The 17480-nt window shown below is 51.2% G+C and carries 13 protein-coding genes; 11 read left to right on the plus strand and 2 right to left on the minus strand.

Annotated elements, in window-relative coordinates:
- Window positions 1-12 precede the first annotated feature (12 nt).
- The 3 genes from NE473_RS10105 to NE473_RS10115 are packed head-to-tail and all read left to right on the plus strand — an operon-like array spanning window position 13 to window position 3037.
- A complete protein-coding gene (locus NE473_RS10105) occupies window positions 13-786 on the plus strand; it encodes an energy-coupling factor transporter transmembrane component T family protein (RefSeq protein ID WP_055650575.1) in 774 nt (257 codons plus the stop codon).
- Window positions 777-2501 carry an ABC transporter ATP-binding protein gene (locus NE473_RS10110; protein WP_055650541.1) on the plus strand — a complete coding sequence of 575 codons (1725 nt, stop codon included), beginning with the start codon at window positions 777-779 and terminating at the stop codon, window positions 2499-2501. The genes NE473_RS10105 and NE473_RS10110 overlap by 10 nt, the downstream gene beginning before the upstream one ends.
- Before the next feature lie 8 nt (window positions 2502-2509).
- Window positions 2510-3037, plus strand: a complete 528-nt coding sequence (locus NE473_RS10115) for a transcription repressor NadR (protein WP_055650542.1) — start codon at window positions 2510-2512, stop codon at window positions 3035-3037.
- 41 nt (window positions 3038-3078) lie between these two features.
- Here NE473_RS10115 and NE473_RS10120 read toward each other — a convergent pair whose 3' ends face one another.
- On the minus strand, window positions 3079-3576 hold the full coding sequence (locus tag NE473_RS10120; RefSeq protein WP_022032957.1) for a hypothetical protein: 498 nt from the start codon (window positions 3574-3576) through the stop codon (window positions 3079-3081).
- Between the two features lie 269 nt (window positions 3577-3845).
- Here NE473_RS10120 and NE473_RS10125 point away from each other — a divergent pair, with 269 nt between their 5' ends.
- From NE473_RS10125 to NE473_RS10145, 5 genes are all read left to right on the plus strand, one after another.
- Window positions 3846-4766 carry a DegV family protein gene (locus tag NE473_RS10125; RefSeq protein WP_006772328.1) on the plus strand — a complete coding sequence of 307 codons (921 nt, stop codon included), beginning with the start codon at window positions 3846-3848 and terminating at the stop codon, window positions 4764-4766.
- Window positions 4763-5353 carry a hypothetical protein gene (locus tag NE473_RS10130; protein WP_055650543.1) on the plus strand — a complete coding sequence of 197 codons (591 nt, stop codon included), beginning with the start codon at window positions 4763-4765 and terminating at the stop codon, window positions 5351-5353. The genes NE473_RS10125 and NE473_RS10130 overlap by 4 nt, the downstream gene beginning before the upstream one ends.
- Window positions 5343-7001 carry a GH3 family acyl-acid amido synthetase gene (locus NE473_RS10135; protein WP_055650544.1) on the plus strand — a complete coding sequence of 553 codons (1659 nt, stop codon included), beginning with the start codon at window positions 5343-5345 and terminating at the stop codon, window positions 6999-7001. The genes NE473_RS10130 and NE473_RS10135 overlap by 11 nt, the downstream gene beginning before the upstream one ends.
- The gene (locus NE473_RS10140; RefSeq protein WP_055650545.1) at window positions 6994-9513 is read left to right on the plus strand and encodes an HD domain-containing phosphohydrolase; all 2520 of its coding nucleotides are present in this window, start codon (window positions 6994-6996) and stop codon (window positions 9511-9513) included. The genes NE473_RS10135 and NE473_RS10140 overlap by 8 nt, the downstream gene beginning before the upstream one ends.
- A gap of 432 nt (window positions 9514-9945) precedes the next feature.
- The gene (locus tag NE473_RS10145; protein WP_055650546.1) at window positions 9946-11682 is read left to right on the plus strand and encodes a L,D-transpeptidase family protein; all 1737 of its coding nucleotides are present in this window, start codon (window positions 9946-9948) and stop codon (window positions 11680-11682) included.
- A 103-nt stretch (window positions 11683-11785) separates the two neighbouring features.
- On the opposite strand, the gene guaA is transcribed toward NE473_RS10145, so the two are convergent.
- A complete protein-coding gene (gene guaA, locus NE473_RS10150) occupies window positions 11786-13093 on the minus strand; it encodes a glutamine-hydrolyzing GMP synthase (RefSeq protein WP_022032952.1) in 1308 nt (435 codons plus the stop codon).
- A 217-nt stretch (window positions 13094-13310) separates the two neighbouring features.
- Here guaA and NE473_RS10155 point away from each other — a divergent pair, with 217 nt between their 5' ends.
- The 3 genes from NE473_RS10155 (at window position 13311) to NE473_RS10165 (ending at window position 17473) form a co-directional block, all read left to right on the plus strand.
- A complete protein-coding gene (locus NE473_RS10155) occupies window positions 13311-15074 on the plus strand; it encodes an ABC transporter ATP-binding protein (RefSeq protein ID WP_055650547.1) in 1764 nt (587 codons plus the stop codon).
- A complete protein-coding gene (locus NE473_RS10160) occupies window positions 15074-16936 on the plus strand; it encodes an ABC transporter ATP-binding protein (RefSeq protein ID WP_055650548.1) in 1863 nt (620 codons plus the stop codon). Before NE473_RS10155 ends, NE473_RS10160 begins: the two co-directional genes overlap by 1 nt.
- Before the next feature lie 81 nt (window positions 16937-17017).
- Window positions 17018-17473, plus strand: a complete 456-nt coding sequence (locus NE473_RS10165; RefSeq protein WP_022032949.1) for a MarR family winged helix-turn-helix transcriptional regulator — start codon at window positions 17018-17020, stop codon at window positions 17471-17473.
- The last annotated feature ends 7 nt before the right edge of the window (window positions 17474-17480 follow it).

Consider the following 17480-nt stretch of genomic DNA (forward strand, 5'->3'; position numbering starts at 1 on the left):
ATGGAGCGTTTTATGAAAAGTATCAGCCTTTATGTGGACAAAGATACATATTTGACCAGGCTGCATCCCTTCGCCAAGATGCTTTATATTGCGGCGGCCATCAGTGTGCCCGTCATCATGGGCACACTGTGGATGTTCGGCGTGTTTATCGCCGTCAGCCTGGGACTGCTCATCAGCGGAAAAATCATGAAAAAGGTCTTTCCGCTGATTGCATTTTCGTTTACCATCATCATCACGGTCTTCCTGATCCACGGCCTGTTCAACCGGGAGAATCAGAATGTCCTGGCGGCTTTGGGGCCGCTTAAGTTCTATAAGGAAGGACTTCTCTACGCCTCCCGGATCGGGCTTAACATCTTAAACATGCTTCTGGCTTTCGCCATGTTTGTGCTGACTACGAAGCCGGCTGCCCTGGTGGAAGATCTGGAGCAGGCAGGCTTTTCTCCCCGCTTCGGGTATATGATCAGCTCCGTGTTCCAGATCATTCCACAGATGATGGGGACGATGAACACCATCATGGATGCACAGCGGAGCAGAGGGATGGAGACGGAAGGAAGCCTTTTTGTGAGGGCGAAGGCATTTATCCCGCTGATTTCACCGGTGGTGAGCAGCTCCCTTATCAACACCAGGGAGAGGGCCATCGCGCTGGAAGTGCGGGGCTTTGATTCAAAGACGAAGAAGACCTTTTTAAATGACCACAAGATCAAGGGGCGCGACAGGGCGTTTATGATTGTGATGGTCCTTCTGATAGCGGGCGCTGTGGTATGGAGGGTGATGAGATGGCTCTGATAGAAGTGACGAATTTGAAGTACCGTTATCCCCATACGGAAAAGCTGGCGTTAGATGGCCTCCATTTTCAGGTGGAAAAGGGAAGCTTTATCGGGATAGCCGGTGAAAATAAGGCCGGTAAGAGCACACTCTGCCAGGCTCTCGTCGGTCTGGTGCCCACGATGTTTAAGGGGGCCTACGGCGGAAAGATCATGATCGACGGACTGGAGGCGGGCAAAACGCCGGTGGCGATGCTCTGCCAGAAGGTGGGACTGATCTTTCAGAATCCATTTAACCAGCTTTCCGGTGCGAAGGACACGGTGTTTGGGGAGATTGCTTTTGGTCTGCAGAATCTGGGGGTGCCGCGGGAGGAGATCGTGCGGCGGGTGGAAGAGAATTTACGGCTTCTCGACATCGAACAGTACCGAGACCGGAATCCCTTTGATTTATCGGGGGGCCAGACGCAGAGAGTGGCCATAGCCAGTATTCTTGCCATGCAGCCGGAGATTATCGTGCTCGATGAACCGACTTCCCAGCTGGATCCCCAGGGAAGCGAGGAGGTGTTCCGGGTAGTGGATACGCTTTCCAAAACCGGAATCACCATTATTATGGTGGAGCACAAGATGGAAAAACTGGCGTCCTACTGTGACAAGATTCTCCTTCTTCACGACGGGAAGCAGATTGCATACGATACGCCGGAGAAGATATTTTCCAGAGATGATCTGGAAGAACTGGGGGTGGAAGCACCTGTGTTTACCCGGGTCTGCCGGAAGCTTTCCGTATACAGGGAGGAGGATGGAAAACGCCTCTATCCGGTGACGATGGAGCAGACCATGGCTTTAAAAGATCAGTTCCCGCCGGAATTAGGCGGAAAATATAAAGAAGCGGAGCAGCCGGGCGGTGAAACAGAAAGAACCACCGGCGCCTCCGACCGTACGCCAGGGGAAATATTCCGTATCAAAGATCTGTCGTTCCACTATCTGGAGCATGTGCCGATTATGGAAGACCTCACCCTGACGCTGGATACCAGACCTGCTGCGGTGATCGGTCAGAACGGAGCCGGGAAGACGACGCTGGTCAAGCTGTTAAAGGGACTGCTTAAGCCGGTTTCCGGGACGATTCTGTTTGGCGGGAATGATATTTCAGAGCGGACGGTGGCACAGCTGGCCGGCAGTGTGGGATATGTATTCCAGAATCCGGATGACCAGATCTTCAAAAATCGAGTGATGGACGAAGTTATGGTCGGTCCTCTCAATATCGGCATGGGCCGGGAGGAGGCGGAGAGGAGGGCCAGAGAGGCCCTTTCCATGGTGGGGCTCCTCGATGCGGCGGAAGAAAATCCCTATGATCTGGATTTATCAGAGCGGAAGATGGTGGCAATCGCCTCTGTCGTCGCCATGGACACACAGGTCCTGATTCTGGACGAACCGACCATTGCACAGGATGCCAGAGGACGCCGGGTGATCGGATCGATTGTACGGAAACTCAGCGATTCCGGTAAGTTTGTGCTGGCGATTCTCCATGATATGGATTTTGTGGCAGAGTACTTTGAACGGGTCATTGTGATGGCGCATGGAAAGGTGCTGGCCGACGGACCGAAGGAAACCGTATTCTATGAGGAGGACGCCCTGGCGGCCGCAAAGCTGGAACAGCCCCATACGGCGGCTCTCTGCCGGAAACTGGGGTATGAGGGGGCGTTTATGACGGTGAATGACATAAAAGACAGGACAGTATAACAGGAGTGATGGAACGAGTGGACGGAGAGAAGAGAAGACAGCAGATCATGGAGATTCTGAATCAGGAGACGGCGCCTGTATCCGGGACGGAACTGGCAAAGCGGGCAGGGGTCAGCCGTCAGGTTGTGGTTCAGGACATTGCGCTCTTAAGGGCCGAGAATAAAGAGATCATGTCCACAAACAAGGGGTATGTTCTCTTTAAACCGCAGCCGGGAAGGCCGAAGGCTCACGTCCGTGTGTTCCGGGTGAATCACGACACGGAGCACATGCTGGATGAGCTTCAGACGATTGTGGATTATGGAGGAAGAATTCTCGATGTATCCATTGAACATACGCTCTATGGCCAGATCAGTGTGGATCTGATCATCAATAACCGTCTGGATGCGCAGGAATTTGTGAATCAGATGGCTATGAGCCGGGATGAGCCGTTGAAGGCTCTGACCGGCGGCTGCCATTACCATACGGTAGCTGCAGAGTCGGAAAAAAACCTGGATATGATAGAGATGGAGCTTCAGCGAAAGGGATATCTGGCTTAGAGCCGGATATCCCTTTCTGCGGATCGGATGATGTGTTCGCTCTATTCACTGCAGAATACAACGATTTTCTCCGGTGTGGTCATGGCCGGAATACTGCGTGTGGTGGTGCTGTAGAGCACCAGCAGGTAGTGATTCGCGGGGGTGCCGTAGTAGATCTGGCCGTTAGCCATGACTACTTCCGTACCGCCCTTTTCCATCAGGTTTAATTTCAGCGTTGCGTCGGTATTCACCAGGTTTTCGTCGAAGTAATCGAAGGCGGCAAAGAGGCCGTCATCCGCCTCTGCCATAAGCACTGCGTGATAGCGGGGCGGATAGATTAAAGGAGCAGGTACCGAATTGTCATAGAATGCGACAATAGGATCTCCCGGTTTCAGGGTTTCCTGGCCTTCCACATAGGTGAGAGGGGTGACAGTAAAGGTTACAGGTCCCATATCCTGCGTCATAATGAAAAACAGTAGTGTGCAGTCCTGAGTACCGTCTGCTGCCTGCAGGGGAGTGATGGAGGTGATGGTTCCATAAACGGGTGTGAACTGTGCCATGTGATGTTCCTTATGTGTACACTTTCTTTTTATCATATGAGGAGAATGGCAATCTGTGAAAAGGAAGGAAATATGAAACAGATAAGGTTACAAAAATGAATGGTAAATAGCTAAAAATTTTAAAATATAACTAAAGTTTTGTCAGATATCGTTTAAATTACAATGGACAGGTTGTGGCAGGTTTAGTATAATGGAGGTGTCGCGTAAATATTTTCAGTCTTTTCAGGAGATGCGCGCACAGCTGTATACGGAGGAGAGGAGAATCAGACATGGAAAACAGCAAATTTGCAGTCATCAGTGACAGTTCCTGTGATTTACCGGAAGAACTGGCTGCAGCGAAGGAGATCACGGTGGTGCCGTTCTATGTTTCTTTTGATGGAGAGACCTATAAAAAGGAGGGAACGGAAATCGGCATCCGCGAGTTTTACAGGGAGATGGTAGAGCAGCCCGGTGTATATCCCAAGTCCTCCATGCCGTCGATTCAAGATTATGTCGATGTATTTCAGCCATTTGCGCAGGCGCATACTCCTGTTCTGTGTATCTGCATCACGACGAAATTCAGCGGTTCCATGCAGTCCGCGCTGAATGCGAGAGAGATGGTGCTGAGCCAGTATGAGGATGCGCAGATTGAAGTGATAGACGCAACCGTGAATACTGTGCTTCAGGGGCTTTTCGTGCTGGAGGCTGTCTCCATGAGGGAGGAAGGGATGACCCTCTCGGAGGCTGTGGCGGCACTCGATGAGATGAAAGAGAGCGGCCGGATATTCTTTACGATTGGAAGCATGGATTACTTACAGCATGGCGGAAGAATCGGAAAAGTGGCCGGAGCTGCGGCTTCCGTGCTGGGAATCAGGCCCATTATTACCCTGAAGCAGGGGGAGATATTTCCGAGCGGAATATCGAGGAGCAGAAGAAAATCGATCGATAAGGTGATTGCGCTTCTGCTCGATTATCTGAAGGAAAACGGGGAGCCCATGAGCAGCTACCGTTTTACCATTGGCTTTGGCTATGACCGTGAAGAGGCGGTTTTATTTAAGAACCAGGTGCTTGCAGCTCTCAGAACCGGGGGGTATGAGATGGAGGATGCCTGGATCAACCAGATTGGTGCGACGATCGCCGTTCATACGGGGCCGTATCCGCTGGGAGTCGGAATTATCAGACGTCATCATAAAGAAAGGCAGGGAGAATGAGTTATCTTGCAGCAGGCGTGATTGCTTTTGGTATGTATTTACTCTATGATCTGAACAGCTTTACCTGGAAAAACCGCATTCTGCACACCTTTTTCCTGATCGGCAGCGTGATTCTGGCGGTTTCTACCGTGGTATGTTTCATGACGCTGGTGAAGGCGTACGGACCGCCGGTCTGGCGAATTGTGATATTTGGTGCCCTGGCTGTGAGTCAGGCTGCGCTGCTTGTCTATACACTGTTTTTCGCATTGCCGTTTGAAAAAACGTATACCAGGCTGGAAGAAAACCCGCCAGTGTACACAGAGGGCGTTTATTCCCTCTGCAGACACCCGGGGGTGGTGTGGTTTTTCTTTCTGTATCTGTTTCTCGCCCTGTTAACCGGGCAGAGGCTGATGATGGCTGTGTGTATCTGTTACAGTGGGCTCAATGTTTTATATGTCTGGTTTCAGGACCGGGTTACATTTCGGAGGACGCTTTCCGGTTATGAGGCGTATCAGAGAGAAACACCATTTCTGATACCCAACGGAAAGAGCATACGTAAATGTGCCGGGTACTTCCGGACAGTGGAGGAGGACGGGGATGAAATTTGAAGATAAACTGAAGGAGCGAAAGGATTGGGAGCTCTGGAAGGAATACTGCGGTTTTTTGGATTTAACCATAGAAGAATTTATGGCGATTCAGAACCGGCTTATGCTGGAACAGATCAGTAAATGGAAGGCCAGCGGTATCGGAAAGGCGATCTTAAAGGGACGGAATCCGGAGACGATTGAAGAGTTTCGGAAGATGGTGCCGCTGACCTCTTATGAGGATTATGCGGACAGCTTATCCTTAAAGGATAAATCCATACTCCCGGATGATCCGGTGATCTGGATCCAGACGACGTGGGAGGGCGGACGGCATGCGATCAAGCTGGCTCCTTACACGAGAAGCATGCTGGAGACGTACCAGAATAACATGCTTGGCTGCCTGATGCTGTCCACCAGCAGCGGGCGTGGAGACTTCGATGTCAACCCAAAGGATACTATTCTTTATGCGCTGGCACCGCTTCCCTATGCGACGGGAATTTTTCCTCTGCTTTTAAACGATGCGATCAGTATCGAATTTCTTCCGCCGGTCAAGGAAGCCCAGAAGATGTCCTTTAGTGAACGGAATAAAAAGGGCTTTAAAATGGGCTTAAAGAAGGGGATTGACTTCTTCTTTGGCGTCGGAAGCGTTACATATTACGTCAGTCTCAGTATTGCGTCTCTCGGTTCCGGGCATAAAAGCGGAGGCGGTTCGGGAAGCGGCGACGGCAAAAAGAAGATTTCCATCAGCCCGGCCATGGTGATCCGGCTGCTGAAGGCGAAGCATATCTGCAGGAAAGAGGGAAGAGATCTGCTTCCAAAGGATTTGTTCCGGCTGAAGGGATTTATGTGTGCCGGAACGGATAACCGCCTTTACCGCGACGACTTAGAGAAGCTGTGGGGCGTTCGCCCCATGGAGATTTTTGCGGGGACGGAGCCAACCTGTATCGGAACCGAGATCTGGAGCCGGGATGGCATGTACTTTTTCCCGGATGCCTGTTTTTATGAATTTATCCCGGAAAAGGAGATGGAACGGAGCCTGGCGGATTCCTCCTATGAACCGCGCACCTGCCTTATGAACGAGGTGGAGGAGGGGGAGAAATACGAACTTGTGATATCTGTTCTGAAGGGCGGCGTCTTCATGCGTTACCGTGTAGGGGATGTCTATCGATGCATCGCCCTGGAAAATGAGCGGGATCACGTTCGATTTCCCAGATTTGAGTACATAGACCGGATACCAACGGTGATCGATATCGCCGGATTTACAAGAATCACGGAGAATTCCATCAGCCGCGTCATCGGACTGTCGGGACTGAATGTGAAGGAATGGACGGCAGCCAAGGAGGTTACGGAGAATAAGCGGCCGTTTCTGCACATGTATGTGGAGATGGAGCCGGAGTGCCTGTTTTCTTCTGCAGTAACCGTCAACATCCTGAAGGAACACATGGGCGTCTATTTCAAATACGTCGATGAGGATTACAAGGACTTAAAGAAAATCCTGGGGATTGATCCCCTGGAGATTACGATCCTGCGGTGCGGAACATTTGACGCGTATTACCGCGGGGGTAAGGAGAAGATGCGGCGGATCAATCCCACCCAGTATGAGATCGGAGAGCTTTTAAAGAGTCAGGAACTGGTTTCCGCTTTTGGAAGGAGGCCTCAGAGAAGTGTATAATTACTCATTTATCTCTGTCACGGCTCTGTTTTGCTACATGATCTTATTTGTGGCGTTCATGGCCGCGCAGAAGACGAAAATCATCCATTCATTCCTGGTAGTGCTGGCCGCGTTTTTACTGTGGACCGGCGGTTCCCTTGCCATGCGGATGGAGCTGTGGCCGGGAGTGGAATTCTGGTTCCATTTCTCCATTGTGGGCCTGATTATTCTGCCCTTCACATTTTTTAACTTTATTTATGCTCTGGTGGATTCGGATGATACTATCCTCTGGTGGGCGTGGCTGATACTGGCAGTGGTCAATAATGCAGCCAATATCAAATGGGGCTTTTACATTCCCTGCCCGGAAGTGGTAAGACTGGCTAACGGATCGGCCGGCTTTGTGTACCATATCGGATGGCCCATCGCCATTCTGTTTATTACCATGTCGTTCCCCATTATCCATATGTTCTATCTGGTACACAAGTCGTACAGAAAGAATACGGTGGAACGAAACCAGCTGAAGCCGATTTTTGCAGGAATCGTAATTCTGTTTATCGGACATGCCGGAACGTTAGTGCCTGCATTCCACGGATTCCCGACAGATGTGCTTTCAGGCATTATTAATGCGGGATTCATGTTCTATGCGTTATACAAAAAACATTTATTCCGGCTGACACTCCTTGTTTCACGGGGGGTGGTCTATGGAATCAGTACGCTGTTGGTGGCATTGCTGTTTGCCAATTACATCAATCCGCTCCAGGAGTTTATCCAGAGGAAAATGCCTGTATTTGCAGACAGCAGTCTTCTGATTGTGGCAGTCTGTTTTACACTTGTCACGTTTCTGCTGTCCTCAGTGGTGAAGACGTTTATCGATATTCTGTTTACTAAGGGGGAACTGGTTCAGACGGAAAATTTAAAGAAATTCAGCACAGCGGTCTCAAAAAGCCTGGAGGTAGGAGATATCGTGGAAGAGATATCCTCGGTGATCCAGGATACGCTGGCAGTAGAATCCATCTATATCTGTCTGGCTGACCAGGCGGGAGAAAGCTTTGAGACGGCTCACCGGTCCCGGCCGATCAGCGGTGTGAATGTTACCATAAGGAAAGATAATCCCATGGTGGAGTGGATGCGCCAGAACAGACGGTGTATCCAGATCTCGGAATTCCGCAGGACCGTGCTCTTTAAGTCCATGTGGGAGGAGGAGAAGCGGCTGATCCGGGAACTGGGGATTCAGTGTATGCTGCCGCTGCAGGATGAGGAAAACCTGGCGGGGATCGTGCTTCTGGCCTCGAAAAAGAAGGGGAAGTCCTATGGATATGACGATTTGAATTTTCTGGAGTCAGTCAGTTCCATCGCTTCCATCGCGGTCCGCAATTCCAGACTTTATGAGAAGGCCTGTGTTGAGGCAAGAACGGATGAACTGACCGGACTGCTGAACCGAAAGTATTTCTATGAGCTGTTAAATCAGCAGTATGAAAAGAAACCGAACCGGGAACTGGCTCTGATTATCATCAACATCGATGATTTTAAGCTGTATAACCAGCTTTACGGCATGAAGGAGGGGGACACGGCCCTGCAGAATGTGGCGAAGATCATCAGTGCCACGGTGGGAGAACGGGGATTTGTGGCCCGCTACAGCGGAAAGGAATTTGCGGCTGCGCTGCCTGATTTCGATGTTCTGGCGGCCAGAAACATCGCAGAATCCATCCGGATGCAGATTTTAAATATGAATAAGAGAGCCACGGATTATGCCTTAAAGGTGCTGACCGTGAGCTGCGGGATCTGTACCATCCCGTATTCCGCCAGCAATATCAAGCAGCTGGTGGAGAATGCGGACATGGCCGTATTTTCCGTGAAACGGAAAGGGAAAAACGGCGTGATGGTCTTTGACATCGGATCTCATATCGACGGAAGTACAAGAGACGGAGAGCCGCTTGTCAGAGAGGATGTGTACACTTCGTACCAGTCCACCATCTATGCGCTGACGGCGGCGATCGATGCCAAGGATCACTACACCTTCAGCCATTCCAGACATGTGGCGGAGTACGCGGGGATTCTGGCGGAAGAGTACGGCATGAGTGAGGATTTCATTGAGCTGGTGAGAGAGGCCGGGCTCCTCCACGATATTGGAAAGATTGGGATTCCGGAACATATTCTGAACAAACCGGGGAAGCTGGAACCGGAGGAGTATGAGATCATGAAGGGGCATGTGGAAGCGGCGGTCAGCATTATCAGGAACCTGCCGTCTTTAGACTACGTTATCCCGGCCGTGATCGGCCATCATGAGAGATATGACGGTAAGGGATATCCGAGGGGAATTGCAGGGGAGGACATTCCGCTTTCTGCAAGAATTCTCTGTATTGCGGATTCCTTTGATGCCATGGTTTCCAAACGGTCCTATAAGGATCGCTGTTCCCTGGAGTTTGCCATGGAAGAGATTTTAAAACAGGCCGGAATGCAGTTTGATCCGCAGCTGGCGCCGCTGTTTGTGGAGGCGGTTAGGGAGGGGAAAATTAAACCGGAGAAGGAATAGAAGGTGGCTTCGCGCTCAGAAAGTTTCTTCCCCGCCTCGGGGTGCGTCCCGGAGCAGGGGGAGTGGATATCCCGTGTCCGCCTTGCTTCCTACTCGCCATAAAAATGAACGTGACTGACGGACACATAATGCGTGTGTTCGCCGGTCACGTTCATTTTTATGACTCGTATCCAGATGGCGGCACACTGGGATATCCACTCCCCCTGCTCCGGGACGCACCCCGAGGCGGGGAAGAAACTTTCTGAGCGCGAAGCTTTGAATTTAGAAAGAACGAAAAACGGGGGAGTGGGATTGGGGAGGGGGGACTGAGATATAAATTTTGATCGTAATAAAAATGTCATAAAATCTTATCAGAAAAGGGTTGGACATCAATCATGGCAGTGCGTTATAATAAACGTATTGATTAATTACTAGTGAAGAGGTAGGAATTGGATGGAGAGAGAGAAACCACGCAGCAGAAAGAAGAAGTCGCTGGGCATAAAGGGTTGGGCCGCTGTTTTAGGTGGGATCGCAGTGGCGGGGGCCGCGGCGGTTACAGTGATGTACATACAGACGGGGAAGCAGTATCGCACTGTGTTTTTTCCGAATACGACAATTAATGGGGTTGATGCGTCGAAGAAGACTGTGGATGAAGTGAAGCAGCTGATTGCTTCTGGCATCGATGGATATACGCTGACCATAAAGGAGAGAGGCGGAGCGGAGGAAGTGATATCGGGCGATGATATTGGCCTGGAATCTGTCTTTGACGGCAGCCTCGAGAAGCTTCTGGAGGAACAGGAGCCTAATGACTGGTTCCGTCACAGAAAGACGCCTCAGTCTTTTGAGATCGATACGATGATCCAGTTTAATGAGGAGAAGCTTGGGGAAGTGATCGGTGCGCTTAAGTGTTTTGATGAGGCACAGGTGGTGAAACCACAGGATGCGGCCATGTCGGAGTATGTGTCCGGACAGGGATACAGTGTGATTCCGGCTGTGGAGGGGAATGAACTGGATAAGGAGAAGGTGGCGGCCGGTGCTCAAGAAGCGGTTAGCGGGCTACAGAGAGAGCTGTCTCTGGAGGAGCTGGATGCATATGTGAAGCCGGGAATCGCCAGTGATGATGCGGAACTTCTTGCCCGTGTGCAGGCGCTGAACAGATTTGTGAATGTCAGGGTGACTTATACTTTTGGAGACAGCCGGGAAGTGCTGAGCGGTGATACGATTAAGGATTGGGTCGGCATTGGTGACGATGGGAATGCCTATGTCAGCAGCAGTGCAGTTACGGAGTATGTGAAGAGTCTGGCTTCTAAATATGACACTTATAATAAGGCGAAAACCCTGAATACTTCGTACGGAAAGACGGTCAGGATTACGGGAGGCAGCTATGGCTGGAGGATCGACCAGGCCGCAGAGGCAGATGAACTGGCGGCTATTATCCGTTCCGGCGAGAGCCAGACGAGAGAACCGGTCTATAAGCAGAAGGCGGTCAGCCATGGTGCGAATGACTATGGCAGCACCTATGTGGAGATTAACTTGACGGCGCAGCACCTGTTCTATTATAAAGACGGCAGTCTTGTGGTGGAATCTGATTTTGTGTCGGGCAATGAAGCCAAAGGCTGGGCTACTCCGGCGGGAGTCTATCCGCTGACGTATAAGCAGAAGGACGCGGTTTTAAAGGGCGAAGATTATAAGACGCCGGTGGATTACTGGATGCCGTTTAACGGCGGAATCGGTCTGCACGATGCGACATGGCGGTCCAGCTTTGGAGGTACGCTGTATAAAAACGGCGGATCCCACGGCTGTGTTAATCTGCCACATTCCGTAGCGCAGAAGATTTTTGAGAATATCTCGGCGGGTACTCCGGTACTCTGTTACCATCTGGAGGGAACGGAGTCGAAGACTACTTCAACACCGGCGGGAAAGCCGATACAGCCGACGACTGCGGCGCCGGAGACAACGGCAGCGACAACTCCTGCGGCTCCCACTACGGCAGCGACGACGGCCTCTCCTGAGAGCACGGCACCGTCTGAGGCACCTGTGCCGAAGCCAACGGAGAGCCAGACTGCAGCTCCGACGAAGGCTCCGGAGACGGAAGCCTCGACGACGGCTTCTTCAGAGAGCGGAGAGAAGGGGCCTGGAATTCCAACGGGGAGTTCGGGGAATAAAGAGATTGGACCGGGGATCTCATGACGGTGGGACCGGGAAAAGATTAGTTTTAAGAAAAGAGGAATCGGCATATGCTGATTCCTCTCATGGTTTCTGCTGAATTTTGGAGCCTGCGCCGGATTGAGGGTTATTCCCACTCAATCGTAGCCGTAGGCTTCGGACTCAAATCGTAGCACACACGGTTTACATTCTTCACTTCTTTTAAAATACGGTCTGTAATCTTTAACAGCACGGAGTAATCGATCTGCTCGATAGAGGCACTCATGGCGTCGATGGTGTTGACCGCGCGGAGGATGACCGGATAATCGAAGCATCTGGCGTTATCGCGGACACCGACGGATTTGAAATCGGGTACGATGGTGAAGTACTGCCATACAGTCTTGTCCAGACCGGCTTTGGCAAATTCTTCACGCAGGATGGCGTCGGACTCACGGACTGCTTCCAGGCGTTCTCTGGTGATGGCGCCGAGACAGCGCACGCCCAGACCCGGGCCCGGGAACGGCTGACGGTATACCATCTCTGCCGGAAGTCCCAGTTCTACGCCGCAGGCACGGACCTCGTCCTTGAACAGCTGACGCAGAGGCTCTACCAGCTGGAACTGTAAATCTTCCGGAAGGCCGCCTACATTATGATGGGATTTGACCATCTTGGCAGTCTTTGTTCCGCTTTCTACAATGTCGGGATAGATCGTTCCCTGTGCCAGGAATTCGATTCCCTCCAGTTTTCTGGCTTCTTCTTCAAATACACGAATAAATTCCGCACCGATAATTTTTCTCTTCTGCTCCGGATCGGCAACCCCTGCAAGCTTGCCAAGGAAACGCTCGGTTGCGTCCACGTATACTAAATTGGCATCGAGCTGATGCTTGAATACGTCGATGACTGATTCAGATTCTCCCTTGCGCATCAGGCCGTGATTGACATGGACACAGGTGAGCTGTTTGCCGATGGCCTTAATCAAAAGGGCGGCTACGACGGAACTGTCCACACCGCCGGAGAGGGCGAGCAGAACCTTCTTATCGCCTACCTGGCTGCGGATCAGCTCTACCTGGTCGGCAATGAAATTCGTCATGTTCCAGTTGGCCTGCGCATGGCAGGTGTCAAATACAAATTCCCTTATCAGAGAGACTCTTGTGTCCTCGTCCTCAGGCCATTCTGCTGCGCGGTTTTCGCAGGATGCCGGCTCGTGTCCGGCGGCCATGACGGGATAGCCTGCTTCGTAGATTTCCGGCAGAACATCGATTCGTACGCCGTCCACGATATGGTTGGGACCTCCGTTTATGATCACGCCCTTTACGTTGGGAAGCTTTTTGAGCTCTTCCGCGGTAATGTCATGGGGATAAATTTCGCTGTAAACGCCGACTGCACGGATTTCCCGGGCCAGCCTTGTATTTTCTGTACTTCCCAAGTCCAGAATGACTATCATATCCTGTTTCATAAGTGCCTCCTTTGACCTTCTCTTCTGTGATTCTAATGTAAAGCTGTAATTATTTTGCTGTAATATCTAGTGTAGCAGAAAATGAATCGAAGGTAAATGAAATTTTCATGATTTTAACAGACTTTCAGTAGACAAATGCAGAAATTAGACGTATAGTATATGAGAAATTGTTGCGATTGCAACAGTTGAAACTGCAAGTGAAGAGATGGAGGCAGACATGTTTCGAAGATTCTACGGTTATATGAAGGATTACCGGAAATACGGGCTTTTCAGCTGTGCGTGCGTGGCTTTGGAGGTTATGTTCGAACTGGTGATTCCGCTGGTTATGGCGGATATTATCGATGTGGGCGTGGCAAACGGAGACAGGAGTTACATTATCACGAAGGGAATCGAGATGTGCATACTGGCGCTTATGGCGCTGGGGCTTGGAGCTGCATATTCCAGATTCGCGGCGCTGTGCGGCCAGGGGCTGGGAGCGGAGCTCAGGAAGGCGGAATATCAGAAGATCCAGAGCTTTTCTTTTTCCAATACAGATCATTTTACCACTTCCTCCCTCGTTACGAGGCTTACCAGCGATGTGACGGTGATTCAGAACGCTGTGACCACTGGCCTCAGACCCGTCGTGCGTGCTCCTGTGATGATGGTGACAGCGCTCTGCCTTTCATTTTCCATCAATGCCAGGCTGGCACTGATTTTCCTGGTGGCGGCTCCGCTTCTCGGGATTATCCTGTTTACCATCATCAGCCATGTGAGGCCGCTGTATTCCAGGATGCAGAGGAGCGTTGATCTGGTAAACCGCATTGTACAGGAGAATTTAACTGCGGTCCGGGCGGTCAAGGCGTATGTCCGGGAAGGCTATGAGATGGAAAAATTTGATGCGGTCAACTCGGAACTGCAGACGGTGTCGGAGAGAGCGTTCGGCCTGGCCTGTATGAACATGCCCGCCATGCAGTACGTGATGTATGCCACCATCGTGTCTATTCTGTGGTTTGGCGGCAGCTTGATTTTTACCGGAGGAATGCAGGTGGGAGAGCTCACCGGTTTCTTAAGCTATGTCCTTCAGGTTCTCAACTCTCTGATGATGATTTCCAATGTGTTTATGATGGTGACCCGTTCCATGGCCTCGGGAAAACGTATTCTGGAAGTCCTGGATGAGGAGATTGAGATTAAGGATGAGAGCAGTGAACCGTTGGTCGTGGAGAAGGGCGGAATCACCTTCGACCACGTATCATTTAAATATAAGAAGAATGCAAAGGAATACGTCCTGTCCGATGTCAGTCTCGACATAAAGCCGGGGCAGACGGTGGGAATTATCGGCGGTACCGGCTCGGCGAAGACGACGCTGGTCCAGCTGATTCCAAGACTTTATGAAGCCACGGAGGGGGAGGTGCGCATCGACGGAAAACCGGTGAAATCGTATCCGCTGGAGCACCTGCGCGATGCGGTAGCCGTTGTTCTTCAGAAAAACACGCTGTTTTCCGGAACGATCGAAGATAATCTGCGATGGGGAAAAGAGGATGCCTCGAGGGAGGAAATGGAGTGGGCGTGTAAAATCGCCGGGGCGGCTGAATTCGTGGAGCGTTTCCCGGATGGGTACGATACGTATCTCGATCAGGGCGGGGTGAACTTATCGGGCGGCCAGAAGCAGCGGCTCTGCATCGCAAGGGCTGTCTTAAAGCGGCCCAGGATTTTGATTCTCGATGATTCTACCAGCGCTGTGGATACGGCCACTGAGACAGGAATCCGAAGAGGGTTAAGGGAGAGCCTTCCGGATATGACGAAGATCATCATTGCCCAGCGGATCACCTCTGTGCAGGAAGCAGATCAGATCATTATCATGGAAGACGGAAAGGTTCATGCGGCAGGCACTCACAAGAGCCTGCTGGCCTCTGATCCCATCTACCAGGAAATCTATTCTTCCCAGCATTTCCTGCCAGACGGCAGTGAGGGAGAACTTCCGCAGAAGGGAGTGAGCTTATAATGGCAAAATATATTGGCTATAAGAAACCGAAGAATACAAAAAAGACGCTGCTGCGGCTCATTTCCTATATGGGGAGACATAAATTTTCCATGTTTGCCGTGGGAATTCTGGTGATTGTCAGCAGCCTTGCCAGTGTATTTGGAACGTATATGCTGAAGCCGGTCATTAACAATTACATCATTCCGAAGGATATTCCGGGACTCGTAAAGGCATTGGTCTTTATGGGGGTGATGTATGCGGTGGGAGCAACGGCCACGCTGGGGTATAACCGGCTGATGGTGAAAACGTCGCAGAAGATTGTAAAGGAAATACGAAAAGATCTCTTTAATCATACGCAGACGCTTCCACTGGCGTATTTCGACTCCCATACCCATGGGGAGCTGATGAGTCATTTTACGAACGATGTGGATACGATCGCGGAGGCGCTGAACAACAGCTTTACACTGCTGATCCAGAGCTTTATCACAACTGTTGGCACGATGGTGATGATTGTGATTCTGAGTTTCCGGCTGTCACTTATCGTACTGGGCTGTATGGCGCTCATGTTTCTGTTTATCCGGTTCAATAGTAAACGGAGCCGGAAATATTTCATGGAACAGCAGAAGTATTTGGGGGAGATCAATGGTTTCATTGAGGAGATGGTGGGCGGACAGAAGGTGGAAAAGGTCTTTAACCACGAGAAGAAGGATTATGAGGAATTTTGCAGGAAAAATGAGCGTCTTCGCCAGGCGTCGACCAACGCAATGGCCTATTCCGGCTTAATGGTGCCTGTCGTCGTCAGTATTTCCTATTTTAATTATGCGGTTTCCGCCTGTGTGGGCGGACTGTTTGCACTGGCCGGCCTTATGGACATCGGAAGTCTGGCTTCCTATCTGGTCTACGTCCGTCAGAGTGCCATGCCGATCAATCAATGCACCCAGCAGGTCAATTTCATTCTGGCGGCTCTGTCCGGTGCGGAGCGCATCTTTGAAATGATGGATGAGGAGCCGGAGGTGGATGAGGGCACCGTAACTCTGTGCCGGGTGGAGGAAAAGCCGGATGGAACTCTGGGCGAATGCAGCCGGAAGAGCGGACTGTGGGCGTGGAAAATCACGGATGAGGAGGGAGGAAAAAGTACTCTCGTTCCGTTAACGGGTGATGTTCGTTTTGAACATGTGGTATTCGGCTACAATGAGAAGAAAAAGATTCTCGACGACATCAGCCTCTTTGCAAAGCCGGGACAGAAGATTGCATTTGTAGGATCCACGGGCGCCGGGAAGACGACCATCATCAACCTGATCAACCGGTTCTATGAGATTCAGGGCGGGGTGATCACCTATGACGGAATCGACATCACAAAGATCAGGAAGGCAGACTTGCGGCGTTCACTGGGATTTGTCCTACAGGATACCCACTTGTTTACCGGTACCATCGCGGAGAACATACGGTACGGAAATCTGGAAGCTTCAGAGGAGGACGTGATTCGTGCTGCAAAGATTGCCAACGCGCATTCCTTTATCCGGCGTCTTCCAGAGGGATACGAGACCGTATTGGAAAGTGATGGTGCAAATCTGTCCCAGGGACAGAGGCAGCTTCTGGCAATCGCACGGGCCGCAGTGGCCTCCCCGCCGGTTCTGGTGCTGGATGAGGCGACCAGCTCCATCGATACGAGGACGGAGCGTCTGATCGAAAACGGCATGGATGCGTTGATGGAGGGGCGTACGGTGTTCGTCATCGCCCACCGTCTTTCTACGGTGCGCAATTCTAAGGCCATCATGGTCCTGGAGCACGGAAGGATCATGGAGCGTGGCAGCCACGAGGAACTGCTGGAGCAAAAAGGGCGGTATTACCGGCTCTATACGGGGCAGTTTGAATTGGAGTGAAAAACACTTGAAATCTGTTAAAAAAAAGGGCATAATAAGTGACGTTGGATCGTTAGAGATAAGAAAGGCGGTATCAAAAGAATGGACCGAAAACAGGAGGTCAGAGACTTAATGTTCCGTACTGAGATGGCCAGAAAGAGGCGGATCCATCCGGTATGGACCGATATGGGGCTGATTGCAGGGCAGCCCAGGGTATTAAGCCAGCTGTTCATCAAAGATCATATAACGCAGAAAGAGCTTGCAGAGGCATGCTGTATCGAACCGGCCACGCTGTCGCGTGCGCTGGACCGTCTGGAAGCCATGGGATATATTATCAGAAACGACAATCCTCAGTGCCGCCGTTCCTTCTTAATCTCTCTGACGGAAGAGGGAAAAAAGATGGCGGTAAAGGTGAAGGATACATTTGAGGGTCTGGAAGAAGAGATGATGGACGGTTTTTCAGATGAGGAGATGGATACAGTCATCAGCCTTGTTTCCAGAATCTATGAAAACCTGAGGAAGGCAGACGGAAAAGATCCGGCCGGTGATCAGGAATAAGCCGGGA

The sequence above is a fragment of the Hungatella sp. SL.1.14 genome, assembly GCF_024460495.1.
Classification (GTDB): domain Bacteria; phylum Bacillota; class Clostridia; order Lachnospirales; family Lachnospiraceae; genus Hungatella; species Hungatella hathewayi.

What these genes read in the sequence shown, in the direction of transcription:
- NE473_RS10105 (WP_055650575.1), top strand. Translation starts at nt 13, where the DNA reads ATGAAAAGTATCAGCCTTTATGTGGACAAAGATACATATTTGACCAGG.
- NE473_RS10125 (WP_006772328.1), top strand. Translation starts at nt 3,846, where the DNA reads ATGGAAAACAGCAAATTTGCAGTCATCAGTGACAGTTCCTGTGATTTA.
- NE473_RS10120 (WP_022032957.1), bottom strand. Translation starts at nt 3,576, where the DNA reads ATGGCACAGTTCACACCCGTTTATGGAACCATCACCTCCATCACTCCC.
- NE473_RS10165 (WP_022032949.1), top strand. Translation starts at nt 17,018, where the DNA reads ATGGACCGAAAACAGGAGGTCAGAGACTTAATGTTCCGTACTGAGATG.
- guaA (WP_022032952.1), bottom strand. Translation starts at nt 13,093, where the DNA reads ATGAAACAGGATATGATAGTCATTCTGGACTTGGGAAGTACAGAAAAT.
- NE473_RS10155 (WP_055650547.1), top strand. Translation starts at nt 13,311, where the DNA reads ATGTTTCGAAGATTCTACGGTTATATGAAGGATTACCGGAAATACGGG.
- NE473_RS10145 (WP_055650546.1), top strand. Translation starts at nt 9,946, where the DNA reads ATGGAGAGAGAGAAACCACGCAGCAGAAAGAAGAAGTCGCTGGGCATA.
- NE473_RS10130 (WP_055650543.1), top strand. Translation starts at nt 4,763, where the DNA reads ATGAGTTATCTTGCAGCAGGCGTGATTGCTTTTGGTATGTATTTACTC.
- NE473_RS10115 (WP_055650542.1), top strand. Translation starts at nt 2,510, where the DNA reads ATGGAACGAGTGGACGGAGAGAAGAGAAGACAGCAGATCATGGAGATT.
- NE473_RS10135 (WP_055650544.1), top strand. Translation starts at nt 5,343, where the DNA reads ATGAAATTTGAAGATAAACTGAAGGAGCGAAAGGATTGGGAGCTCTGG.
- NE473_RS10160 (WP_055650548.1), top strand. Translation starts at nt 15,074, where the DNA reads ATGGCAAAATATATTGGCTATAAGAAACCGAAGAATACAAAAAAGACG.
- NE473_RS10110 (WP_055650541.1), top strand. Translation starts at nt 777, where the DNA reads ATGGCTCTGATAGAAGTGACGAATTTGAAGTACCGTTATCCCCATACG.